Raw genomic sequence first — 22,956 nt, 5'->3', positions numbered from 1 at the left:
ACACGCCCGGCCGGCGGGGGCCGCCGGGCGGGAAGGGAGCACACCCGTGCGTACACGAACCCGGACACTGACCGGTGTCCTGGCCGCGGCGGCGCTCGTCGCCGCCGGTTGCAGCCCCACCACCGACGACGGAGGCGGCAGCGACGAGAAGGCGAAGACCCAGACCGGCTCGATCTCCTACGAGGCGGCCGACAACCAGGGGCCGGCGAAGGCGGTCGACGGCGCCAAGGCCGGCGGCACGCTCACCGTCATGCAGAACTCCGACTTCGAGCACCTCGACCCGGCCCGCAACTACGTCAACACGCAGCAGGTGACCGGCGGGCTGCTCTACCGGGCGCTCAACGGCTACAAGGAGGACGGCAGCGGCAAGCTGCTGCTCGTCGGCGACCTGGCCACCAACCCCGGCAAGGACGTCAACAACGACTGCAAGGTCTGGGAGTTCACCCTGCGCGACGGGGTGAAGTACGAGGACGGCTCCCCGGTGACCAGCAAGGACGTCGCGTACGGCCTGGCCCGCTCGTTCGCCGCGAACCTCAACGAGGGGCCGCACTACATCCAGCAGTGGCTCTACCCGGACGCCGCGTACAACGCCACCTACAAGGGTCCGTACGACGGTGGCAAGGCGACGCCGGACGGCGTCGAGACGCCCGACGACCGGACCATCCGGTTCACCTTCCCGCAGCCGCACTGCGACCTGCCGTACGCGGCCGCGCTGCCCACCACCGCCCCGGTGCCGGCCGCCAAGGACACCCGGGCCAACTACGACCTGCGGCCGTTCTCGTCCGGCCCGTACAAGGTCAAGTCCTACGAGCGGGACGTGGCGCTGGAGCTGGAGCGCAACCCGAACTGGGACCCGAAGACCGACCCGATCCGCAACGCCTACCCGGACGCCATCCGGGTCACCTTCGGCTTGGAGCAGGCGCAGATCGCCGAGCGGCTGGTCGCCGACGCCCCGGCCGACCAGGCCGCGTTGAGCTGGACCGACGTGCCGCCGGCGGTGCTGCCCCGGACCACCACCGCCGGGGTCGTCGAGCGGGTGGTCAAGGGCCCGACCCAGTACACCTGGGTGCTCAGCATCAACACCCAGCGGGTCACCGACCTGACCGTCCGCCGCGCGCTCAACTACGCCGTGGACAAGGACGCGGCGCTGAAGGCGATCGGCGGGCAGGCCGCCGGCAGTCCGGCCACCACGCTCATGTCGCCGACCACCGCCGGCTGGCAGAAGTACGACGTGTTCAACGCCCCGGTCACCGGGGACAAGGCGAAGGTCACCGAGCTGCTGGCCGGGAAGAAGCCGAAGCTGGTGCTCGCCCACTCCAACACCGAGCTGCGCACCCAGCAGGCCGAGGCGATCCGGAAGAACCTCACCGACATGGGCTTCGACATCGTCATGAAGCCCATCGACAGCACCAGCTACTACGACGAGATCGGCCGCAAGGGTAACCCGTACGACCTCTACCTCAGCGGCTGGGGCTCGGACTGGCCGACCGGCTCCACCATCATCCCGCCCGTCTACGACGGCCGGGAGATCGTCGACGAGGGCAACAACAACGTCTCGTACCTCAACGAGCCGTCGGTCAGCGCGGAGGTCGACCGGGTGCGCAACCTGCCCGCCGCCCAGCAGGACGCCGCCTGGATGGCCCTGGACGAGAAGATCATGCGGGAGTACGCCCCGGTCGTGCCCTGCTACTACGACGCCACCTACGAGCTGCACGGCTCGAAGGTCGGCAACGCGTTCCTCAGCGACGCCTTCGGCATCATCTCGCTCAACGGCATCCACGTGAAGCAGTGACCGTCCCGTGGGGGCGGTCCACGCCGGACCGCCCCCACCCGTCCACCGGGGGAGGTCTCCCGTGCTCCGATTCGTCGTCCGGCGGCTGCTCGTCGCCGCGGTGACCCTCGCCGTGATCAGCCTCGTCACCTTCGGTCTCTTCTTCGCGGTGCCGAGCAGCCCGGCCAAGGTGATGTGCGGCAAGAACTGCACCGCCGCGGACATCGCCCAGGTCGAGCGGCGGCTCGGCATCGACCAGCCGCTGCCGCGCCAGTACACGGAATTCGTCAAGGGCGTCTTCGTCGGCCGCACGTACGGCGAGGGGGACTTCCGGCAGGACTGCCCGGCGCCCTGCCTGGGTTACTCGTTCCGCAACAACCAGCCGGTCACCAGCATCATCGTCCAGCGCGCCCCGGTGACCTTCAGCATCGTCCTCGGCGGCGCGGTGCTGTGGCTGACCCTGGGCGTCTCGCTGGGCATGGTGTCGGCGTTGCGCCGAGGCACGGCCCTCGACCGGGCCGCCATCGGGGTCACCCTGGCCGGCGCCTCCATGCAGGTCTACTTCTTCGGCCTGATCCTGCTCTACCTGCTGGTCTACGCCACCGGGCTGCTGCCGTTCCCCAGCTACACCCCGTTGACGGAGAACCCGGCCCGCTGGGCGGTGGGGCTGCTGCTGCCCTGGATGACGCTCGGCTTCCTCAACTCGGCGCTCTACGCCCGGCTGGCCCGGGCCCAGATGCTGGAGACGCTGTCGGAGGACTTCGTCCGGACCGCCCGGGCCAAGGGGCTGTCCGCCCGGCAGGTGCACACCCGGCACGCGCTACGCGCCGCGGTCACGCCGATCGTCACGATCGCCGGCCTGGACATCGGCACCAGCCTCGGCGGCACGTTCATCACCGAGACGATCTTCGGCCTCCAGGGGCTCGGCAAGGCCACCGTGGAGGCGGTGCAGTTCCTCAACCTGCCGGTGGTCATGGCGACCGTGCTGCTGGCGGCGGTGTTCATCGTGGTCGCCAACATCGTGGTCGACGTGCTCTACGCGGTCATCGACCCGCGGGTCCGGCTGAGTTGACGGGAGGTATCGACATGGTGGAGCTTCCGGTGCCGCGCTCCGGCGAGGGTCCCTATCTTCAGGTCACGGACCTGCGGGTGCGGTTCGACACCGAGGACGGCGTGGTGAAGGCCGTCGACGGGGTGTCGTTCTCGGTGGAGCGGGGTCGCACGTTGGGCATCGTGGGGGAGTCGGGGTCGGGGAAGAGCGTGACGTCGCTGGCGATCCTGGGTCTGCACAACGTCAAGCGGGCGGCCATCACCGGGGAGATCTCGGTGGGTGGCCGTCAGTTGGTCGGGCTGCCGGAGGAGGAGGTGCGGCGGCTGCGGGGCCGGGACATGGCGATGATCTTCCAGGACCCGCTGTCGGCGTTGCACCCGTACTACACGGTGGGCAAGCAGATCGCGGAGGCGTACCGGGTGCATCATCCGCGGGCCGGGAAGCGGGAGGCCCGCACCCGCGCGGTGGACATGCTGGGTCGGGTGGGGATCCCGCAGCCGGGGAAGCGGTTCGATCAGTATCCGCACGAGTTCTCCGGGGGTATGCGGCAGCGGGCGATGATCGCGATGGCGCTGGTGAACGATCCGGATCTGTTGATCGCCGATGAGCCGACCACGGCGTTGGACGTGACGGTGCAGGCGCAGATCCTGGATCTGCTCAGTGATCTGCAGGAGGAGTTCCGGTCGGCGATCATCCTGATCACCCACGACCTGGGTGTGGTGTCGCAGGTGGCCGACGACGTGCTGGTGATGTACGGGGGTCGGGCGGTCGAGCACGGGAGTGTGGAGCAGGTGTTGCGGCGGCCGCAGCATCCGTACACGTGGGGATTGTTGTCGAGTGTGCCGTCGTTGCACGGTGACGCGGACGCGGATCTGGTGCCGATCAAGGGCAATCCGCCGTCGTTGATTAATCTGCCGTCGGGGTGCGCGTTTCATCCCCGCTGCCGGTACGCCGGCCGCAACGGCGACCGCTCCCGCACCGAGGTGCCCGACCTGCTTCCGGCCACCGAGCGCGGGCACCTGGTCGCCTGCCACCTGCCGGAGGCCGCCCGGCAGCGCCTCTACCGAGACGAGATCGCCCAGGTGGGGGTGGCCCGATGACCGAACCGCTGCTCAAGATCCGTGGCCTCGCCAAGCACTTCCCGGTGCGCGGCGGTTTCCGCGCCGGCGGCCTGGTCCGGGCGGTCGACGGTGTGGACTTCGACGTGCGGCCCGGCGAGACGCTGGGCCTGGTGGGGGAGTCCGGCTGTGGGAAGACCACGACGGGTCGGATGCTGGTGCGGCTGCTGGAGCCGACCGCCGGCACCATCGAGTTCGCGGGGCGGGACATCACCCACGCCCGGCGGGGTGCGTTGCGGCCGTTGCGGCAGGACCTGCAGATCATCTTCCAGGACCCCTACGCCTCGCTGAACCCCCGGCACACCGTCGGCCGGATCGTGGCCATGCCGTTGCAGGTCAACGGCATCAACCCGCCCGGCGGGATCAAGAAACGCGTGCAGGAACTGCTGGAGCTGGTCGGGTTGAACCCGGAGCACTACAACCGCTACCCGCACGAGTTCTCCGGCGGGCAGCGCCAGCGCATCGGCATCGCCCGCGCCCTGGCGCTGCGGCCGAAGCTGATCGTCGCCGACGAACCCGTGAGCGCCCTCGACGTCTCCATCCAGGCCCAGGTCATCAACCTGCTGCGCGACCTGCAACGCGACCTCGACCTGGCCTTCGTCTTCATCGCCCACGACCTGGCCGTCGTGCGGCACTTCTGCCACCGCGTCGCCGTCATGTACCTCGGCACAATCGTCGAGATCGGCGACCGCGACGACATCTACCAACGGCCCCAGCACCCCTACACCCGGGCCCTGCTCTCGGCCATCCCCGACGTCACGGCCCTCGGGCCGGCCGGGCGCATCCGCCTCGCCGGGGACGTGCCCACCCCGCTCAACCCGCCGTCGGGCTGCCGCTTCCGCACCCGCTGCTGGAAAGCCCAGGAACGCTGCGCCACCGAAGAACCCGCCCTGGTCACCCGCGACAGCGGAACGCAGCTCAGCGCCTGCCACTATCCCGAGAGGGGAGCACTGTCAGAAACCAGGGAGGCGGTGCCGGGTTGACCCGGTGCCGGCGCGCGCAGGCGGCCCGCCCCTCACACCGACCGCCACGAATCGTCAGGCAACGACGACGCCTGCGGGCCCATCATCAACATCCCCCCGTCCACCGGCCAGGACGCCCCGGTGACGTAGGCGGCGGCGGGCGAGGCGAGCAGGGCAACGACCGCCGCCACCTCCCGGGCGTCCCCGGGCCGCCCCACCGGCACCCCCGGGCGTTCCTGGGTGAACGGGTCCACGTCCTCCTGGCCGGTCATCGGGGTGGCGATCTCACCGGGGGCGACCGCGTTGACGGTGATCCCGTCCGCCGCCAACTCCTGCGCCATCACCTTGGTGAGCAGCCCCAGCCCGCCCTTCGCCGCGCAGTACGCCGACGAGCCGACCCGCGGGGCGTGCTCGTGCACGCTGGTGATGCTGATGATCCGGCCGCCCCGGCCGGCGGCCCGCATCCGCCGGGCCGCCCGCTGGGAGCAGAGGAACGGCCCGTCCAGGTCCACTGCGAGCACCTCCCGCCACTGCTCCCAGGCCACGTCGACGAAGGGCGTGGCCAGGCCGGTGCCCGCGTTGTTGACGAGCACGCCGAGCCCGCCGAGCCGGTCGGCCAGCTCGTCAACGACCGCGGCCGCCCCGGGCAGCCGGGTCAGGTCCAGCTCGGCCACCTCGCAGCGGCGGCCGGTGGCGCGCACCTCGGCGGCGGTGCGTTCGGCGCCGTCCCGGTCGCCGTACCAGGTGATGCCGATGTCGAACCCGGCCTCGGCGAGCGCCACCGCACAGGCCTTGCCGATGCCGGAGTCCGCGCCGCTGACGACGGCGATCCTGTCGTAGTCCTCGTATCGCTGGGGCATGCTGCCGCACTACCCGGATCGGGCGAGTCGAACCAGACCGGGTGTAACCGCTCCGGCCCGGGGTAGCCGGGCGGGCATGGACCTGGTCGAGGAGTCGCCGTACCGGTTCCGCATCGACCGGCACGACCCGATGCGGGTGCCGGGGGTGGTCTTCGCGTCCCGCGCGCTGCTGCCCGACGCCGGGGCGGACAAGTCGCTGGAGCAGGTGGCGAACGTGGCCACCCTGCCCGGCATCGTGGGCGCCTCCTACGCCATGCCGGACGTGCACTGGGGCTACGGCTTCCCGATCGGCGGGGTCGCCGCCACCGACGTCGAGGACGGGGGAGTGGTCTCACCCGGCGGGGTCGGCTTCGACATCTCCTGCGGGGTCCGGCTGCTCACCGCCGACCTGGACCGGGCGGCGCTGCGTCCCCGGCTGGACGCCGTCATGGACGGCCTCAGCGAGTCCACCCCGCGGGGCATGGGCAAGGGCGCCGTGTGGCACCTGACCGACGGTGCCGAACTCGACGCGGTGCTCCGCGGCGGCTCCCGGTACGCCGTCGAGCGCGGCTTCGGCGTCCAACGGGACCTGGACCGCTGCGAGGACTACGGCGCGGTGGGCGACGCCAACCCGGCTCAGGTGAGCGAGCGTGCGGTGGAGCGGGGCGCCCGCCAGGTCGGCAGCCTCGGTTCCGGCAACCACTTCCTCGAGGTGCAGGCCGTGGAGGAGGTCTACGACGAGGCCGTGGCGGCTGTCTTCGGGCTCCGCGCCGGCCAGGTCTGCGTCATGATCCACTGCGGTTCGCGGGGGCTGGGCCACCAGATCTGCACGGACTACGTCCGCGGCATGGAGAAGGCGATGCCCGGGTACGGCATCCACGTTCCCGACCGGCAGCTCGCCTGCGCGCCGGTCGCCTCCCACGAGGGCCGGGCCTACCTGGGGGCGATGGCCGCCGCGGCCAACTACGCCCGGGCCAACCGGCAGCTGCTCGCCCACGCCGCCCGACAGGTCTTCGCCCGGGTCACCGGCTGCGACCTCGACCTGGTGTACGACATCTCGCACAACCTCGCCAAGATCGAGACGCACGAGGTGGACGGGACGCCCCGCCCGCTCTGCGTGCACCGCAAGGGCGCCACCCGGGCCCTCCCGCCAGGGCACCCCGACCTGCCCGACGACCTGCGCCCGGTCGGGCAGCCGGTGCTCATCCCCGGCTCCATGGGCACCGGCTCGTACGTGCTCACCGGCGTGCCCGGCTCGCCGGCCTGGGCGTCCACCTGCCACGGCGCCGGCCGGGTGCAGAGCCGCAAGCAGGCCACCAAGGCGGTACGCGGCCACGACCCGCGCCGCGAGCTGGAGGCGCAGGACATCGCGGTGCGGGGCGCCAGCCGGCGCGGGCTGGCCGAGGAGATGCCGGCCGCGTACAAGGACGTGGCGGCCGTGGTGGCGGCGGCCGAGGGCGCCGGCCTGTGCCGGAAGGTGGCCCGGCTGGTCCCGCTCGGCGTGGTGAAGGGCTGAGCCCCGCTCAGACGTCGAGCGTCACCGCGCAGCGCCAGCCGGAGGCTTCCGCGGCGAAGCACAGCTCGTGCAGGGACACCGCCTTGGGGACCGCGCCGACCAGCTCCACGGCGTCGGTGCCGGTGGTCCGCCAGCGCACCGCCAGGCCGCCGTCGTCGGCCGCCCGCACCTCGGTCTCCAGCGGCAGCTCACCCGCCGTCTCCATCCGGAAGATGACCTCGTCGAGGACGCCGACCAGCAGGTCCGCGTCGGCGCCCGGCGGCACCCGGAAGGCCGTCTCCCCGCCGGCGGCGGCCCCGGTGGTGTCCACGAAGGTGTCCACGAGGGCGGTGACCGCCTCGGCCACGCAGCCCTCCCGGTCCGGCGCCCACGCCTCGATGCGGACGTCGGCGGTGTGCGGGATGTTCCGGTGCCCCCGGGCCGGTCGTCGCTCCATGCCCCGATCATGCCCCCGGCGGTCGCAGGCCCCGCCGGTTTTGTCGCAGCCGGTCGCTAGGGTGCAACGCATGATCGCCGATGACTCCGACGCCGTCACCGTGACCTTCCTGAGCATGATGCGGGCCGTGCTGCGGGCCGAGCGGGTGGGCGACGACAGCCTCGGCCGCACGGTCGAGCTGGCCCGGCGCTGGTGGGGCGCCGGCGACGCGCAGGACGCGCGGCTCGCCGCCGCGCTGCGCGAGCTGCACGGCGAGCCCGTCGACACCGACGACCCCCGCCAGGTGGCCGACGCGGCGACCGCGCTCGCCGCCGAAACCGGCCTGCTGACCCCGCCCGACCCGCGGGGCGCCGCGATCGCCCGCTTCGCCGCGAACGCCCGCCGGCTGCGGACCGGCGAGATCACCGCGGCCGAGTTCGACGAGCTCATGGCGACCGACGAGCGGGACCGCCCCGACGCCTGACCGTCACCGCACACGGCCCGACGGCGTGACCTGGACCTGGTTGGACGCACCCGAGCTGCCCTGACGTGCGCGGTGCTCCCGGGCCCACTGGAGCACCCCGCACGCGGGGCGACGAGGCGCCGGAACCCTCAGACGCTGCGCGTGGCGGGCGTCGCGAACCCGGGCGCCTCGGGGGTCAGCACCGCGGTCGGGGCCGGCGCCCCCCACTCCTCGCCCAGCGCGGCGGCCAGCTCGGTGAGCATCCGGGGCACGGTCTCCGCGCCGCCGGCGTGCATCGCCTCGATCACCACCAGCACCTCGGTGGTGTCCGCGCGCACCGCCGACGCGCCGCTCTGCCGGTGGGTCCAGCGCCGGGAGTGGGCGTGGCCGGCCTGGTCCGCGAAGATCAGCTCACCGGGCTCGGGGTGTTCCTCCTCCCCGCCGAGGGTCAGGTAGGTCTCCATGCCGGTGGCCGGGCGCACGGTCAGGTCCCCGTCGATCCGGTCGAGGTCCAGCACGGCCACCGGCACGGCGTAGCCGAGGGAGAGGGCGTTGCCCAGGTCGACAAGCGGGTGCAGCCGGGGCAGCGCCCCGTCCCGGCGGAACCGGCGCAGCAGCGACTCGGCGGCGCACCGGTAGCGGGTGGGCGGCGAACCCATCCGGGCGAAGGCCCGCCGCCACGCCTGGATCTCCGGGAAGCCGCCCTCCGGGCCGCCGGCGAGGCGGGCGCGGGCGGTGTCGGCGTACCGGTCGAGTCGTGGGGTGACGTCGACGCCGGGGGTGATGCCGGTGGCGTGCAGGACGCCGCAGGTCAGCTCGGGAAAGGTCGACCGGACCTGCGGGGAGTGCCGGAAGCGCACGGTGGGCTCCTAACGGGCGGTGAGGGCCAGGCCGAGGCCCAGGGCGAGGAAGCTGCCGGCGAAGCCGTGCCGCAGCAGCGCGGTGAGCCGGGGCCGGGCCAGCACCCGGCGGCGCAGCGCGCCGGCCAGCAGCGCGTACCCGGCGAAGACCACGAGGGTGGCCAGCATGAACACGGTGCCGCAGGCCAGCATCCGGGCCGCCGCGTCCGGCGCGTCGGGTGGGACGAACTGCGGCAGGAACGCCACGAAGAAGACGGTGACCTTGGGGTTGAGCAGGTTCAGCAGCACCCCGTCGCGGAACAGGCGGCCGGCCGGGCGCGGTGGGCGGTGCTCGTCGGCCGGCAGCAGCGGTCCGCGCTCGCGCAGCGCCGCCCAGGCCATCCAGAGCAGGTACGCGACCCCCAGCCAGGTCACCACCCGGAACGCCGGGGTGCCGGCGCGGAGCAGGGCCGCCAGCCCGGTCACCGCGGCGACCAGGTGCGGGACGAGGCTGAGGGTGCAGCCGGCGGTGGCCACGAGGCCGGCACGGCGGCCGGCGGAGAGGCCGGTGGCGAGGGTGTACACGACCCCGGTGCCCGGGGTGATCACCACGACGAGCGTGGTCAGCAGGAAGGCGATGCTCACGCGGTCCAGCCTGCGACCATAATGGTCCGATGGACAGGGCCAAACCAGCGGCGGTAGAGAGGTCCATAACGTCCGGTGCCGACTTCCTCCAGCTCGACGTCGGTGAGGCCCCGCCCGGTGGGCGGGCCGACTGGCTGGCCGCCCGACTGCGGGCCGCCATCGCCGACGGCCGGGTTCCGGTCGGCGCCCGGCTGCCGGCCAGCCGGGTGCTCGCCGCCGAGCTGGGCGTGTCCCGGGGCGTGGTGACCGAGGCGTACCAGCGGCTCACCGAGGACGGGCAGGTGGTCGGGCGGGGCCGGGCCGGCACCGTCGTGGTGGCCACCCCGGCCGCCGTGGTCACCCGCCCGCCGGCGCCGCCGCCCCGCCCGCCGGAGGTGTTCGCCGCGCGATCGCCGGGCACCGAGGTCTTCGACGCGCTCCGCACCGCCCCGGCCGAGCTGGACCTGACGCCCGGCGTACCCGATCTGGCGGCCTTTCCCCGCGCGGCCTGGCTGCGCGCGGAACGCGCGGTGCTGCACCGCCTGGCGCCCGCCGACTTCGGGTACGGCGACCCGACCGGCACCCCCGCGCTGCGGCTCGCGGTCGCCACCTGGCTGGCCCGCAACCGCGGCATCCGGGTGGACCCGGCCGAGGTGGTGGTCGTGGCCGGGGTATCCCAGGCGCTCGGCCTGCTCGCCCAGGTGCTGCACGCCGACGGCGTGCACACGGTCGCCGTGGAGGACCCCGGCTCGCTCGGCGTACGCCAGCACCTGAACAACTGGCGGCTGGACACCCCGCCGATCCCGGTCGACGCTCACGGCCTGCGCGTCGACCGGCTGGAGTCCAGCGGCGCCCCGGCCGTGATGCTCACCCCGGCGCACCAGTTCCCGACCGGGGTGGTGCTCGACGGCGATCGGCGCCGCCGGCTGCTGCGCTGGGCCCGGCGCGGCGGCGTGGTGATCGAGGACGACTACGACGCCGAGCACCGCTACGACCGCCCGCCGGTGCCGGCGCTGCGCGGGATGCTGCCGGACGGGGTCTGCTACACCGGCAGCGTCTCCAAGCTGCTCGCCCCGGCGCTGCGGATCGGCTGGGTGCTGGTGCCGCCCCGGTGGCACGCCGACCTGGTGGCGGCCAAGCGGATGGCCGACCTCGGCAACGCGGCGCTGCCGCAACTGGTCCTGGCCGAGCTGATGGACTCGGGCGCGCTGGAACGCCACCTGCGGCTGTTGCGCCGCCGGCACGTGCGCCGCCGGGACGCGATGATCCGGGCGGTCCGCGAACACCTGCCCGGTGCGGTCGTGCACGGCGCCGCGGCCGGCCTGCACCTGCTGGTCACCCTGCCCCGCGAGGTCGACGACGCGGCGCTGGCCGCGGCGGCGCTGCGGCGCGGCGTCAAGGTGCAGCCGCTCTCCTGGCACGGCCAGCGTCCGCAACCGCCCGGCCTGGTCCTCGGCTACGCCGCCAACCCACCCACCGACATCGAGCGCGCCGTGACCACCCTCGGCGCCGTCCTCCGCGACCTGCGCTGACGCCGCCCACACCTCGTTGATCAAGAGGTTTGCGTCACCGGGGAGATCAATCCCGACGCTAACTCCTTGATCAACGAGGTGTGGGCGGGTGGTAGAGGGCCGCCAGGGCGGTGGCCGTCTCCGCCAGGCGGGCGCGCAGGGTGGCGGGGGAGAGGACCTCGACCTCGGCGCCGAGGCGCAGCAGGTCACCGTGCGCGTGGGTGAGCGACTCGATGGGTACGACGGCCCGCACCCAGCCCGCCGCGTCGGGCGGGCCGGCGCTGGCGTCCACCGCGGCGACCACCGCGTCGCTGGCGACCTCCCGCAGCCGTTCCCGGCCGCGGGGCGAGAGCCGGATGGTCGCCTCGTCCCGGTGCAGCCCGGCCCGGAAGGCGACCACGTGCGCCCGCCACCACGCCGGCAGGTCGAACTCCGGCCGGTCGAACGGCTCGTCCAGCGGGGTCAGGTCGAGGATCTGGTTGACCCGGTAGGTGGCCGGCTCGGCACGGTCCGGGCGGGCGGCCACCACGTACCAGCGGCCGCCCTTGAGCACCAGCCCGTACGGTTCGAGGACCCGGGTCACCTCCCCGGTCCAGCTCCGGTAGCGGACCCTGATCCGGTGCTCCCGCCACACCGCCTCGGCCGCGGCGGCCAGATACGGCGACGGGTCGCCGTCGGAGTACCAGCCGGGGGTGTCAAGGTGGAACCGTTGCTGGAGCCGGTCGGCCCGGTCGGCAAGCGGCGGCGGCAGCGCGGCGCGCAGTTTGAGTTGCAGGGTGGCCACGACCGACTGGTAGCCCAGTTCGGCGGCCGGCCCGGGCAGCCCGGCGAAGAGCAGCCGGTCGGCCTCCTCGGCGGTGAGCCCGGTCAGCCGGGTCCGCCAGCCGTCGACGAGCCGGTAGCCGCCGGCGTGCCCGGCCTCGCCGTAGAGCGGGATGCCGGCGGCGTGCAGCGACTCGACGTCCCGGTAGACGGTGCGGACGGACACCTCCAGCCGGCGGGCCAGCTCGGCGGCGGTGAGCCGGCCGTGGGCCTGGAGCAGCAGCAGGAGGGAGAGGAGGCGACTGGCCCGCATTCCACTGACACTAGCTGTCAGGGGAGCGGTCCTACCGTCCCGGCATGGCATTCCAGAACAAGGAACTGACCGTGCCGGGGGCCGTCGAGGTCGCCGGCCGGCACGTCAAGCGCTACCACATCGACCAGCCGGACCGCCGCCTCGAACCGGAGGTGGTCGAGGCCGCGTACGCGTACCTGCCGAAGCTGCTGCCCGGCCCGGACGGCAGCACCCCGCCGGCGAGCTGGGTGGTGCTGCACCGGGGCGCGGACACGGGCGCGTACCTGCTGGCGTACAGCTGGTTCTTCGACAACGTGGTGGAGTGCCGGATCGCCATCGCCGGCCAGCCCGCGCTGGACTGCCCGGACGACGACCCGGCGCACTTCGTCCCGCTGGACCGGCCCGGCGTGGGCTGCGTCTGGGAGCTGGGCGTGCTGGAGCACGAGCGGGCCGCCTGGGTCCGGCACGTGCTGGCCCCGGACCGGCCGGACCTGGCCGGCTACCTGGCCGACAACCGCGCCGAGGGAACGGTGGGCTTCTGATGGGCGACTTCGACTTCTTCGTCGGCACCTGGGACGTGACCAACCGGCGGCTGGCCAAGCGGCACGTGGGCAGCGACGAGTGGGACGAGTTCCCCGGCACCTCGGTGGCGCACTCGTTCTTCGACGGCGCCGGCAGCTTCGACGAGATCCGCTTCCCGACCCGCGGCTTCTCCGGCTCGACGGTCCGCATCCGCGACGCGGAGAGCGGCCTCTGGTCGATCTACTGGATGAACAGCAGGCGCGGGGTGCTCGAACAGCCGCCGGTGGTCGGCCGGTTCGTCGACGGCGTGGGCACCTTCTACGCCGACGACACCGACGAGGGACGGCCGATCCGCTGCCGGTTCATCTGGTCGCGCATCACGCCCACCTCCTGCCGCTGGGAGCAGGCGTTCTCCACCGACGGCGAACGCACCTGGGAGACCAACTGGGTCATGGACTTCACGCGGACGGGCTGACCGGCGGCGTGGTGGTCCGGTAGATCGCGGTCAGCCAGACGTCGAGCAGCACGTCGACGACGTCCCGCTCGGCCACCGCCGGGCCGTCCCCGGCGAAGGTCGCGTACCAGACCCGCTCGTTCATGGAGTTCAGCGCGATGGCGAGGTCCCGGGCGGGCAGCCCGTCCGGGGCCGCGCCCCGCGCGCGTTCGCCCTCGATGGCCGCCTCGACGGCGCGTACCCAGCGTTCGAGGACCTCGGCCCAGAGCCGGCGCACCTCGGCGTTGGTGCCGCGCACCTGAGCGCAGGCCAGCACCACGTCCCGGTGGCCGCCGAAGGTGGCGTGGAACCGGGCGATCAGCTCCCGCCAGCGGGCCCGGGGGTCGTCGGCGAGCCGGACCAGCACGTCGCCCGCGGCCGCGTTCGCCTCGTCGGTCACCCGGTCGAGCAGGGTGAGCAGCACGGCGTCCTTGGACGGGAAGTAGAAGTAGAAGGTGGGCCGGGAGATGCCGGCGCCCCGGGCCAGGTCGTCGATGGAGATGTCGCCGAAGGGCCGCTGCCTCAGCAGCCGCTCCGCGGTGGCGAGGATGGCCAGCTCCCGGTCGTCGCCGGTGGAGCGGCCGGAGCGCCGTCCGCGCGTCGGCGCGGCGCCGGTCGACGTACGGGCGGGGCTCATGTCGGCCGATGCTACACCCGCTCGACACCGTGTCGATTCCACTCGACAGGGTGTTGACTGCCGTCGACGGCGGTGGATAGTGTCCGGTCCACTGCCGCGCGAACGGGAGATGCCATGGCCTCCGACCACGTCGACGTCCTCATCGTCGGTGCCGGCCTCTCCGGCGTCGGCGCCGCCGTCCACCTGCAACTCCAGTGCCCCGGGAAGACGTACGCGGTGCTGGAGGCCCGGGGCGCCGTCGGCGGCACCTGGGACCTCTTCCGCTACCCGGGCATCCGCTCCGACTCCGACATGTTCACCCTCGGCTACTCGTTCAAGCCGTGGACCAACCCCAAGGCGATCGCCGACGGCGACGCCATCCGGTCCTACGTCCGGGAGACCGCCCGTGAATACGGGGTGCAGGAGCACATCCGCTTCCACCACCGGGTGCTGCGCGCCGAGTGGGACAGCGCCACCGCCCGCTGGACGGTGCACGCCCACCGCGACGACACCGGCGAGGACGTGGTCCTGACCTGCCGGTTCCTGTTCACCAACTCCGGCTACTACCGCTACGACGAGGGCTACACGCCCGAGTTCCCCGGCATCGAGCGGTACGCCGGCCGGCTGGTGCACCCGCAGCACTGGCCCGAGGACCTGGACTACGCCGGCAAGCGGGTGGTGGTGATCGGCAGCGGCGCCACGGCGGTCACCCTGGTCCCGGCCATGGCCGAGCGGGCCGGCCACGTCACCATGCTCCAGCGCTCACCCACGTACGTCATCGCGCTGCCCTCGCGCGACCCGCTCGCCGACGCCGCGCGGCGCTGGCTCCCGGCGAAGGCCGCGTACGCCGTGACCCGCTGGAAGAACGTGGCGCTCGGGGTGGCCAACTTCCAGCTCAGCCGGCGCGCCCCGGGGGTGGTGAAGAGGTTCCTCCGCCGGGCCGCCAAGGGCAGGCTCCCGGTCGGGTACGACCTCGACCGACACTTCTCGCCCCGCTACAACCCCTGGGACCAGCGGCTCTGCGTGGTGCCCGACGGGGACCTGTTCGCCGCACTCAGCGCCGGGACGGCGTCGATCGTCACCGACACCATCGACACCTTCACCGAGCGGGGCATCCGGCTCAGCTCCGGCGAGGAACTGCCCGCCGACGTCGTGGTCACGGCCACCGGCCTCAACCTGCTGGCCCTCGGCGGGATGACCCTCACCGTGGACGGCGCCGAGGTCGACCTCGCCTCGACCGTCGCCTACAAGGGCATGATGCTCTCCGGCGTGCCCAACTTCGCCATGACCATCGGTTACACCAACGCCTCCTGGACGCTCAAGGCCGACCTCGTCGCCACCTACGTCTGCCGGCTGCTGCGCCACCTCGACGACACCGGACAGCAGATCGTCACCCCGCTCGCCCCGGACACCACCGACCTGGTGCCGATCATCGACCTGCGGTCCGGGTACGTGCTGCGGGCCGTCGACCGGCTGCCCAAGCAGGGCCCGGCGGCGCCCTGGCGGCTGCACCAGAACTATCCCCGCGACGTGCTGCTGATGCGGCACGGCCGGCTCACCGACTCCGGCGTGCGCTTCTCCCGCGCGGGCACGCCGGCCACCGTCCCCGACCGTCCCGCGCCCGTCGCCTGAGCACCGAGGAGCGCCATGCGTGACTTCGTCTTCCCCGGCGGCACCGCGGTGCTGACCGGTGCCGCCAGTGGCATCGGTGAGGCCCTGGCCCACGGGCTGGCCCGCCGCGGCGCCGACCTGGTCCTGCTCGACCGCGACGCCGAGCGGCTGGACGCGGTGGTCGCCGCCCTCCGCGCCGCGTATCCCGACCGGCGCATCGAGACCCACCTGGTCGACCTCGCCGACGCCGGCGCCACCGACCGCGTGGCCGCCGAGATCCTCGCCGCGCACCCGCGGATCCGGCTGCTGGTCAACAACGCCGGTGTGGCGCTGGGCGGCCGGTTCGACCAGGTCACCCTGGAGGAGTTCCTCTGGGTCATCGAGATCAACTTCCGGGCCGTGGTAAGGCTGACCCACGCGCTCCTGCCCGCGCTCAAGGCCGAGCCCGGCGCCCACCTGGTCAACGTCTCCAGCCTCTTCGGGCTGATCGCGCCCGCCGGGCAGGCCGCCTACTCGGCCAGCAAGTTCGCGGTGCGCGGCTTCACCGAGGCGCTGCGGCACGAGCTGGTCGACGATCACGTCGGGGTCACCTCGGTGCACCCGGGCGGCATCCGCACCCGGATCGCCAGCAGCGCCCGGGTGGGCAGCGGAGTCCCGGTGGAGGAGTACGAGGCCGGCCGGAAGCAGTTCGAGAAGCTGCTCTCCATCGACCCGGCGAAGGCCGCCGAGGTGATCCTGCGCGGGGTCGAGCGCCGCCGCGGCCGGGTGCTGATCGGCTGGTCGGCGAAGCTGCCCGACCTGCTGGCCCGGGTCGCCCCCGCCGGGTACGGGAGGGTGCTGGCCCTCGGGATGCGGCCGCGCCCGGCCCGGGTGCCGGCCCCGCGACCCGCCGCGGAGCCCGTGCCGTCGGACCCCGGGCGCCCGGCGTGACCCTCGCCCTGCCGCCGGCCGAGGAGCTGACCGTCGCAGGGCGGCGGATGCGCTGCCGGATCGACGGCCACGGCACGCCCGTGGTGCTGCTGCACGGCATCGGCCGGACCCTCGAGGACTTCGCCGCCGTGCACCCGGGGCTGGCCCGCGACCACCGGGTGCTCTCCGTGGACCTGCCCGGGCACGGCGGCTCCGCGCCGCTGGACGACCCGCACACCCTGCCGGCCCTGGCCGCGGCCGTCGCCGGGTTCCTGGACGGCGCCGGGGTCACCGGCCCGGCGCACCTGGTCGGCAACTCGATGGGCGGGGCGGTGGCCATGCGGCTCGCCGCCGACGCGCCGGAGCGGGCCGCCAGCCTCGTGCTGGTCAACAGCGCCGGCTTCGGCAAGGAGGTGACCGCCGCGCTGCGCCTGCTCGCGGTGCGGCCCCTCGCCCGGCTGCTGCTGCGCCCCCACCCGGCGATCGCCCGCCGCACCGAGCGGGCCATCTTCCACGACCCGGCGTACGTCACCGAGGCGCGGATCGCCACCGCCCTGGCCGCGGCCCGGCAGCCGCACGCCGCCCGGGTGATGCGGGAACTGGTGCGCAGCCTGGGCACCTGGCGCGGCGTGCGCCCCGAGTGGCGGGCCGAACTGCTCGACGCGGTGGCCGCGCTCGACCTGCCCACCCTGGTCGTCTGGGGCGACCGGGACCTGATCCTGCCCGCCGCCCACTTCTCGTTCGCGCGGTCGCGGCTGCCGACGGCGCAGGGCCACCTGTTCCGGGACACCGGCCACATGCCGCAGATCGAGCGGGCCGCCGAGTTCGAGGCCCTGGTCAGGGAATTCTGGTCGCGGTCCGGTGCCGCATGACCAGCGTGACGGCCACCAGGACGACGAGCACCCCGGCGATCAGGTCGACCGGCGCGAACAGCCACGGTGTCACCAGCACCAGCGCCGCCGCGCCCGGGAACAGCACCAGCCCGGGACCGCGCTTGGCGGGCAGGTGCAGCGCCCAGAGGGCGACCAGGTAGACCGCGACCGGCACGGCGACCGCGTAGCCGGCCACCCGGCCGGAGGCGTGGCCGGTGTGCAGGTCGTGGTCGACCGCCACGGCCAGCCCGGCGCCGACGGCCGCGATGGAGCTGAAGACGAAGTAGTGGCCGTAGCCCCAGGTCAGCGCCCCGCGCACCGACGCCGGCGGCAGCGGGTCGGGCCGGTCGAAGTAGAGCCACCAGATCGCGAAGACGATCAGCGTGCCGGCGGCGGCCAGCGACCACAGCTGCCCGTTGCCCGCGTCCACCCCGCGCTGGATCGCCACCGACGTGGAGAGCACCGCCTCGCCCAGCACGATGAGGGTGAACAGCTGGTACCGCTCGGCGATGTGGTGCGGGTGCCAGGTGGTCTGCCGGCGCCGCTCGCCCAGCACCGGCACCAGCAGGTCGCCGGCGACCAGCAGCACGAACGCGGGCCCCAGCCAGGCGTCCGGCAGGAGAAGCCGGAGCAGCCAGCCGGCCTGCACCACACTCACGCCGATCGCGAACGTCAGCGCGGTGGCCCGGTGCGCCGGATCGCCGGCGGCCGCCCGCAGCCAGTTCACCGTGGCGGCCAGCCGCATCACGACGTACCCGTAGGTGATCGTGGTGAAGTCGGCCTCGCCGAAGGCGCGGGGCACGCCCGAGGCGAGGATCAGCGCCCCGGCGATCTGCACCAGCACGGTCAGCCGGTAGACGTCGTCGTCGGTGTCGTAGGCGGAGGCGAACCAGGTGAAGTTCACCCAGGCCCACCAGATCGCGAAGAACACGCTCAGGTAGCCGACCAGGCCGTGCCCGACGTGCCCCTCCGCGACGTCGTGGTGCAGGCCCTCCGACGCCAGCGCCACGGCGACCACGAAGCACAGGTCGAAGAAGAGCTCCAGCGGGGTGGCAGCCCGGTGTGCCTCGTCCCGCCGGCGTGCCCGCATGGGGCGGTACCAGGCTCGGAAGGACGCGTTGCTCTTCACCCGGTGCTCCTCGCCGACGGCCGGTCAGCTGCACCACACGATAACCAGCTCAGGCCGCCGCGGACGGGACCGGCTCCGGAACTCCGGCGGAAAGGGGAGCGGTGGCGCGGGAGAGCGTCACCAGCGCGGCCTCCACGTCGCCCGGCAGCCGCCGCCGGTGCCGCAGCACCCAGCCGGCCTGCCGGGCCGCGTCGCGCAGCCCGGCCCGCCCGGCCGGGTCCCGCCAGGCGTCGGCCACCACGCCCCGCAGCACCCGCCCCGGCCGGCGCAGCGCCGCGGTGAGCACCCGGTTGCGCGCCTCAACCCGCCGGCGGGCCCGGGGGTCGCGCCCGGCCGGCACCGGCAGGTGGTGCGCCACCAGCTCCGGCACGTACGCGAGGTTCCAGCCCGCCGCGGCCAGGTCCATGGCGAGCAGCGCCTCCTCGCCGTACGTGCCGAGCCGCTCGGCGAAGCCGCCCACCTGCCGGTACGCGTCGCGGCGCAGCACCACGGCGCAGGCCAGGAACCCGAGCACGGTGGGCCCCGGCGCGTCCGGCTCGGTGCCCAGCGGCGCCCGGGCCATCGCCGCCGAGACCGGGTCCCGCCGGGCCGCCGCGCCGACCCGCACCTCCCCGGTGAGTAGAGCGGTACGCGGGTGCCGGCGCAGCAGCGCGGCCGCCCGGCCGAGCGCGTCCGGCGCCCAGTACGAGTCGTCGTCGGCGAACGCCACGTACGGCGTGCGGGCCAGCCCCACTCCGACGTTGCGCGCCGCCCCGGCGCCCGCGTTGCGACCCAGCTCCACCACCCGCACCCGGGGGAACTCCCGGGCCACGGCGGCCGGCGTGCCGTCCGCGGAGCCGTTGTCCACCACGATCACCGGGGCGGTGTGCCGGGGCAGCAGGGCGAGGAGCTGCTCCCGCCGGTTGCGGGTGGCCACCACGATCGTCACGTCGGTCGTCATGGCCGCCCTGGTACCCCGGCCGCCAGGTCCCACGCGTGGCGCGGCGAACGGCGGGAACATCCCCGCATGGCCGAGGTGACGCTCTTCCTCGCCGGTGACGTGATGACCGGGCGCGGGGTGGACCAGATCCTGCCCCGCCCCGGATCGCCCGCGCTGCGGGAGGAACTGGTCACCGACGCCCGCCGGTACGTCGCGCTGGCCGAGGCGGTGGCCGGCCCGGTGCCGCGTCCGGCGCCGCCGGAGTGGCCGTGGGGCGACGCCCTGCGGATGCTCGACGCGGAACGCCCGGACGTGCGGATCGTCAACCTGGAGACGGCGGTGACCGCCCGCGGCGAGCACGCCCCCGGCAAGGGCATCCACTACCGGATGCACCCGGCCAACCTGCCCTGCCTGACCGCCGCCCGGCTCGACGTCTGCGCCCTGGGAAACAACCACGTGCTGGACTTCGGCCCGACCGGGCTGGCCGACACCCTGGACGCGCTGCGCGCCGTGGGCATCCGGACGGCCGGCGCGGGCCGGGACGCCGAGGAGGCGTGGCGGCCGGCCACCGTGCCGCTGGCCGGCGGGGGCCGGCTCCTGGTCTGGTCCGTGGGCGCGGTGTCCAGCGGGGTGTTCCCGCAGTGGGCCGCGCGGGACGGGCGGCCCGGGGTGGCGTACCTGCCGGAGGTGTCCGCGGCCACGGCCGCCGCGCTCGCCGAGCGGGTCGCCGGGACCGCGCGGCCGGCGGACCTGGTGGTGGTCTCGGTGCACTGGGGGAGCAACTGGGGCCACGAGGTGCCGGACGAGCACGTCGAGTTCGCGCACGCGCTTGTCGACGCCGGGGTGCACGTCGTGCACGGGCACTCCTCGCACCATCCCCGCCCGGCCGAGCGCTACCGGGACCGGCTGATCCTCTACGGCTGCGGGGACCTGATCGACGACTACGAGGGGATCGGCGGGCAGGAGGCGTACCGGCCGGAGCTGCGGCTGCTGCACCTGCCCACGCTCGACGCGGCCACCGGCGAGCTGCGGCGGCTGCGCCTGGTCCCGGTCCGGATGCGCCGGATGCGGCTCCAACCCGCCACGCCCGACGAGGCCGGGTGGCTCGCCGATCTCCTCGACACCTTCGGCCGGCCCTCCGGCACCCGCTTCACCCGCGCTCCCGACGGCGCTCTCACGCTCCGCTGACGTGGCCCGGACCACGTCGGCGGCGGCCGGCGGCGGCACCCCCGCCGGCTCCGCGCATCATAGATACATGACGCATCCCACCCCCGTGCCCGGCGCCCGGTCGACCGCGCCGTCCGCCGCCGAGCGGGCCTACCAGCACCTCAAGCGGGCCGTCCTGGAGCAGGTGTACCCGGGCGGGCTGCTGGTCAGCGAGGGGGAGATCGCCGAGGCGACCGGGGTCTCCCGGACGCCGGTCCGGGAGGCGCTGCTGCGCCTGGAGGCCGAGGGCCTGGTCAAGCTCTACCCCAAGCGCGGGGCCCTGATCCGGCCGGTCTCGGCGCGGGAGATCGCCGACGTCGTCGAGGCCCGCCGCCTGGTCGAGCTGCACGCCGCCGAGCAGGTCTGGCCGCGCCGGGCCGCCATCCGCGGCGACCTGGCCCGCTGGCTCGACGAGATGCGCCGGGCGCACGCCGCCGGCGACGTCACCGCGCTGATGGCCGCCGACCGGGCGTTCCACGCGACCGTGGTGGAGGCGGCCGGAAACGAGATCCTCGCCGAGCTGTACCACCGGCTGCGCGACCGGCAGCTGCGGATGGGCGAGGCGAGCTTCCGGCTGTCGCCCGGCTGGGCCGAGGTGGCCCTCACCGAGCACGCCGGCCAGCTCGCCGCCCTCGACGGGAACGACCCGCGGGCCTGGCTCGACGCGGTCGGCGCGCACATCGACAACGCGGCGACCGTGCTGCGGACGCTTCGGTGAGCGGCGCCGTCCCCACGGCCGCCCCGCGCCGCTCCGCCGCCCTGGTCTTCGCGGTGGCTGTCACCGCGTACGTGGCCGCCGTCTTCCACCGCAGCTCGCTCGGCGTCACCGGGGTCGACGCGGCCGACCGCTTCCACATCAACGCCGCCGCGCTGGCCACCTTCAGCGTCGCCCAGCTCGCCGTCTACGCGGCCATGCAGATCCCCGTCGGGGTGCTGCTCGACCGGTTCGGCTCGCGCCGGCTGCTGCTGGCCGGCGGCGCGCTCATGGTGGCCGGGCAGGTCTGCTTCGCCGTCGCCACCGACGTCCGGCTCGCCGTCGCCGCCCGGGTGCTCGTCGGCCTCGGCGACGCCATGACCTTCATCAGCGTGCTGCGGATCGTCGCGTTCTGGTTCCCCGGCCGGCGCAACCCGCTGCTCGTGCAGCTCACCGGCACCATCGGGCAGCTCGGCGCGGTGCTCGGCGCCGTACCCCTGGTGGCGCTGCTGCACCACGCCGGCTGGACGCCCGCGTTCCTCATCGCGGCGGCGCTCGGCGCCACCGTGCTGCTGCTGGTGCTCGTCGCGGTCCGGGACACCCCGCACGCCGAGCACACCAGCGCGCTCGCCCCCGACCTGGCCGCCGTACGCCGGCAGCTCGCCGACGCCTGGGCCCAGCCCGGCACCCGGCTCGGCCTCTGGACGCACTTCGTCACCCAGTTCTCCGGCTCGGTGTTCGCGCTGCTCTGGGGTTACCCGTTCCTGGTGCAGGGGCAGGGCTTCCCGCCCACCGCGGCGGCCGCCCTGCTCACCCTGATGACCGTGGCGACCCTGCTCTGCGGCCCGGTCGTCGCGCACCTGTGCGCCCGGCACCCCTTCCACCGCTCGGCGGTGGTCTTCGCCATCACCGGCGCCACCGCGGCCGTCTGGGCGGTGGTGCTGGCCTGGCCGGGTCGCGCCCCGCACGGCCTGCTGGTGGCCCTCGTGGTGGTCCTCGCGGTCAACGACCCCGGCTCGGTGATCGGCTTCGACTACGCGCGCACCTTCAACCCGGTGCACCGCATCGGCAGCGCCACCGGCATCGTCAACGTGGGCGGCTTCGTCGCCTCGATCCTGCTGATCCTGGCCGTCGGCGTGGTGCTCGACCTGGCCACCCCGGCTGGCCGGAGCACCCCTCCGCTGTCCGCGTTCCGCTGGGCGTTCGCCGTGCAGTACCTGCTCTGGGGGCTCGGCGCGGTGCAGGTGCTGCGCTACCGCAACGCCGCCCGCCGCCGCCACGCCGCGGAGGCCGTGCCGGTGCCCGCCGCCGTGGCCGGTCCGGTCATGTGAACCGGCGCTTGTGGGCCAGCGAGTCCAGGACCAGCGTCAACCCGGCGGCGACCAGCCAGCTGTCCTTGGCCAGGCCGATGCCGGCCTGCGACGGCTTGAGGCTGTTCGCCTCCCGCATCCCGGGCGTCTTGAGGTAGAGCTGCACCAGGCCGGCCCCGAAGGCGGTCAGCCCGGCGCCGGCCAGCAGCGACGGCACGAACGGCGTGAGCAGCGCGGCGCCGAGCGCGATCTCGGAACGGGAGAGCAGCTTCGCGAACTGGTCCGGCGGGAACTGCCGCAGCTGGGGAATCGCGCCGACCGCCATGCCGTGCATGCCGGCGGCGGCCTCGCCCTCCAGGGACCGCTTGGACAGGCCGGAATTCAGGAAGAACGCGCCGATGATGATCCGTAGTGGCGCATGGGTCAACCTCATGATCACTCCCGTCGGTGCCGGAGAACCGGGCCCCCGCGTACCCCACGGCGCGCCGGATAACCGCCCCTCGGCGGTGGGC

The 22,956-nt window shown here is 74.2% G+C and carries 24 protein-coding genes; 15 read left to right on the top strand and 9 right to left on the bottom strand.

Annotated features, from left to right (window positions below; genetic code table 11):
* Positions 1-46 precede the first annotated feature (46 nt).
* From NLX85_RS26490 to NLX85_RS26475, 4 genes are all read left to right on the top strand, one after another.
* A complete protein-coding gene (locus NLX85_RS26490; protein WP_254339551.1) occupies positions 47-1,792 on the top strand; it encodes an ABC transporter substrate-binding protein in 1,746 nt (581 codons plus the stop codon).
* Between the two features lie 61 nt (positions 1,793-1,853).
* On the top strand, positions 1,854-2,843 hold the full coding sequence (locus NLX85_RS26485) for an ABC transporter permease (protein ID WP_254339548.1): 990 nt from the start codon (positions 1,854-1,856) through the stop codon (positions 2,841-2,843).
* Between the two features lie 14 nt (positions 2,844-2,857).
* Positions 2,858-3,922 (top strand): ABC transporter ATP-binding protein, encoded by a 1,065-nt coding sequence (locus tag NLX85_RS26480; RefSeq protein ID WP_254339546.1) that lies wholly within the window; start codon positions 2,858-2,860, stop codon positions 3,920-3,922.
* Positions 3,919-4,923: an ABC transporter ATP-binding protein gene (locus NLX85_RS26475; protein ID WP_254339544.1), complete on the top strand. Its 1,005-nt coding sequence runs from the start codon at positions 3,919-3,921 to the stop codon at positions 4,921-4,923. The genes NLX85_RS26480 and NLX85_RS26475 overlap by 4 nt, the downstream gene beginning before the upstream one ends.
* A gap of 32 nt (positions 4,924-4,955) precedes the next feature.
* On the opposite strand, the gene NLX85_RS26470 is transcribed toward NLX85_RS26475, so the two are convergent.
* Positions 4,956-5,762, bottom strand: coding sequence for an SDR family oxidoreductase (locus tag NLX85_RS26470; protein ID WP_254339542.1), 807 nt, complete (start codon positions 5,760-5,762; stop codon positions 4,956-4,958).
* A gap of 76 nt (positions 5,763-5,838) precedes the next feature.
* Between NLX85_RS26470 and NLX85_RS26465 the strand changes: the two genes are divergently transcribed.
* Complete coding sequence (locus tag NLX85_RS26465; protein WP_254339540.1) at positions 5,839-7,257, top strand: RtcB family protein; 1,419 nt, start codon at positions 5,839-5,841, stop codon at positions 7,255-7,257.
* A 7-nt stretch (positions 7,258-7,264) separates the two neighbouring features.
* On the opposite strand, the gene NLX85_RS26460 is transcribed toward NLX85_RS26465, so the two are convergent.
* The gene (locus NLX85_RS26460; RefSeq protein WP_254339538.1) at positions 7,265-7,693 is read right to left on the bottom strand and encodes an archease; all 429 of its coding nucleotides are present in this window, start codon (positions 7,691-7,693) and stop codon (positions 7,265-7,267) included.
* Between the two features lie 70 nt (positions 7,694-7,763).
* Between NLX85_RS26460 and NLX85_RS26455 the strand changes: the two genes are divergently transcribed.
* Positions 7,764-8,156 carry a hypothetical protein gene (locus tag NLX85_RS26455; RefSeq protein WP_254339536.1) on the top strand — a complete coding sequence of 131 codons (393 nt, stop codon included), beginning with the start codon at positions 7,764-7,766 and terminating at the stop codon, positions 8,154-8,156.
* A 128-nt stretch (positions 8,157-8,284) separates the two neighbouring features.
* On the opposite strand, the gene NLX85_RS26450 is transcribed toward NLX85_RS26455, so the two are convergent.
* Positions 8,285-8,995, bottom strand: a complete 711-nt coding sequence (locus NLX85_RS26450) for a B3/4 domain-containing protein (RefSeq protein ID WP_254339533.1) — start codon at positions 8,993-8,995, stop codon at positions 8,285-8,287.
* A gap of 9 nt (positions 8,996-9,004) precedes the next feature.
* On the bottom strand, positions 9,005-9,619 hold the full coding sequence (locus tag NLX85_RS26445) for a LysE family transporter (protein ID WP_254339531.1): 615 nt from the start codon (positions 9,617-9,619) through the stop codon (positions 9,005-9,007).
* Positions 9,620-9,648: 29 nt separating this feature from the next.
* On the opposite strand from NLX85_RS26445, the gene NLX85_RS26440 reads away from it, so the two are divergent.
* Positions 9,649-11,130: a PLP-dependent aminotransferase family protein gene (locus NLX85_RS26440; RefSeq protein WP_254339530.1), complete on the top strand. Its 1,482-nt coding sequence runs from the start codon at positions 9,649-9,651 to the stop codon at positions 11,128-11,130.
* A gap of 70 nt (positions 11,131-11,200) precedes the next feature.
* Here NLX85_RS26440 and NLX85_RS26435 read toward each other — a convergent pair whose 3' ends face one another.
* On the bottom strand, positions 11,201-12,184 hold the full coding sequence (locus tag NLX85_RS26435) for a YafY family protein (protein WP_254339528.1): 984 nt from the start codon (positions 12,182-12,184) through the stop codon (positions 11,201-11,203).
* Positions 12,185-12,228: 44 nt separating this feature from the next.
* Between NLX85_RS26435 and NLX85_RS26430 the strand changes: the two genes are divergently transcribed.
* Together NLX85_RS26430 and NLX85_RS26425 are read left to right on the top strand one after the other, a co-directional pair.
* Positions 12,229-12,705 (top strand): hypothetical protein, encoded by a 477-nt coding sequence (locus NLX85_RS26430; protein WP_254339526.1) that lies wholly within the window; start codon positions 12,229-12,231, stop codon positions 12,703-12,705.
* Entirely contained in the window at positions 12,705-13,160 is a 456-nt protein-coding gene (locus NLX85_RS26425) for a hypothetical protein (protein WP_254339524.1), read from the top strand. Before NLX85_RS26430 ends, NLX85_RS26425 begins: the two co-directional genes overlap by 1 nt.
* On the opposite strand, the gene NLX85_RS26420 is transcribed toward NLX85_RS26425, so the two are convergent.
* Positions 13,144-13,815, bottom strand: coding sequence for a TetR/AcrR family transcriptional regulator (locus NLX85_RS26420; protein WP_254339523.1), 672 nt, complete (start codon positions 13,813-13,815; stop codon positions 13,144-13,146). The two genes, NLX85_RS26425 and NLX85_RS26420, sit on opposite strands and share 17 nt — an antisense overlap.
* A gap of 114 nt (positions 13,816-13,929) precedes the next feature.
* Here NLX85_RS26420 and NLX85_RS26415 point away from each other — a divergent pair, with 114 nt between their 5' ends.
* The 3 genes from NLX85_RS26415 to NLX85_RS26405 are packed head-to-tail and all read left to right on the top strand — an operon-like array spanning position 13,930 to position 17,186.
* Positions 13,930-15,426, top strand: coding sequence for an NAD(P)/FAD-dependent oxidoreductase (locus tag NLX85_RS26415; protein WP_254339522.1), 1,497 nt, complete (start codon positions 13,930-13,932; stop codon positions 15,424-15,426).
* Between the two features lie 15 nt (positions 15,427-15,441).
* A complete protein-coding gene (locus NLX85_RS26410; RefSeq protein WP_254339521.1) occupies positions 15,442-16,335 on the top strand; it encodes an SDR family oxidoreductase in 894 nt (297 codons plus the stop codon).
* Positions 16,332-17,186 (top strand): alpha/beta fold hydrolase, encoded by an 855-nt coding sequence (locus NLX85_RS26405; protein WP_254339520.1) that lies wholly within the window; start codon positions 16,332-16,334, stop codon positions 17,184-17,186. The genes NLX85_RS26410 and NLX85_RS26405 overlap by 4 nt, the downstream gene beginning before the upstream one ends.
* On the opposite strand, the gene NLX85_RS26400 is transcribed toward NLX85_RS26405, so the two are convergent.
* Positions 17,152-18,315 carry a low temperature requirement protein A gene (locus NLX85_RS26400; RefSeq protein ID WP_254339519.1) on the bottom strand — a complete coding sequence of 388 codons (1,164 nt, stop codon included), beginning with the start codon at positions 18,313-18,315 and terminating at the stop codon, positions 17,152-17,154. The two genes, NLX85_RS26405 and NLX85_RS26400, sit on opposite strands and share 35 nt — an antisense overlap.
* Before the next feature lie 49 nt (positions 18,316-18,364).
* Positions 18,365-19,255, bottom strand: a complete 891-nt coding sequence (locus NLX85_RS26395; protein ID WP_254339518.1) for a glycosyltransferase family 2 protein — start codon at positions 19,253-19,255, stop codon at positions 18,365-18,367.
* A gap of 66 nt (positions 19,256-19,321) precedes the next feature.
* On the opposite strand from NLX85_RS26395, the gene NLX85_RS26390 reads away from it, so the two are divergent.
* The 3 genes from NLX85_RS26390 (at position 19,322) to NLX85_RS26380 (ending at position 22,465) form a co-directional block, all read left to right on the top strand.
* Positions 19,322-20,422: a CapA family protein gene (locus tag NLX85_RS26390; RefSeq protein WP_254339516.1), complete on the top strand. Its 1,101-nt coding sequence runs from the start codon at positions 19,322-19,324 to the stop codon at positions 20,420-20,422.
* Between the two features lie 67 nt (positions 20,423-20,489).
* Positions 20,490-21,158: a GntR family transcriptional regulator gene (locus tag NLX85_RS26385; RefSeq protein ID WP_254339515.1), complete on the top strand. Its 669-nt coding sequence runs from the start codon at positions 20,490-20,492 to the stop codon at positions 21,156-21,158.
* On the top strand, positions 21,155-22,465 hold the full coding sequence (locus NLX85_RS26380) for a nitrate/nitrite transporter (RefSeq protein WP_254339513.1): 1,311 nt from the start codon (positions 21,155-21,157) through the stop codon (positions 22,463-22,465). Before NLX85_RS26385 ends, NLX85_RS26380 begins: the two co-directional genes overlap by 4 nt.
* Here NLX85_RS26380 and NLX85_RS26375 read toward each other — a convergent pair.
* Positions 22,458-22,877 (bottom strand): hypothetical protein, encoded by a 420-nt coding sequence (locus tag NLX85_RS26375; protein ID WP_254339511.1) that lies wholly within the window; start codon positions 22,875-22,877, stop codon positions 22,458-22,460. The genes NLX85_RS26380 and NLX85_RS26375 overlap by 8 nt on opposite strands.
* Positions 22,878-22,956 lie beyond the last annotated feature (79 nt).

It is taken from the genome of Micromonospora sp. A3M-1-15 (assembly GCF_024213425.1).
Lineage (GTDB): Bacteria > Actinomycetota > Actinomycetes > Mycobacteriales > Micromonosporaceae > Micromonospora > Micromonospora chersina.
Note: the sequence above shows the minus strand (reverse complement) of the source record. Positions and strands in the feature narration are given on the sequence as shown.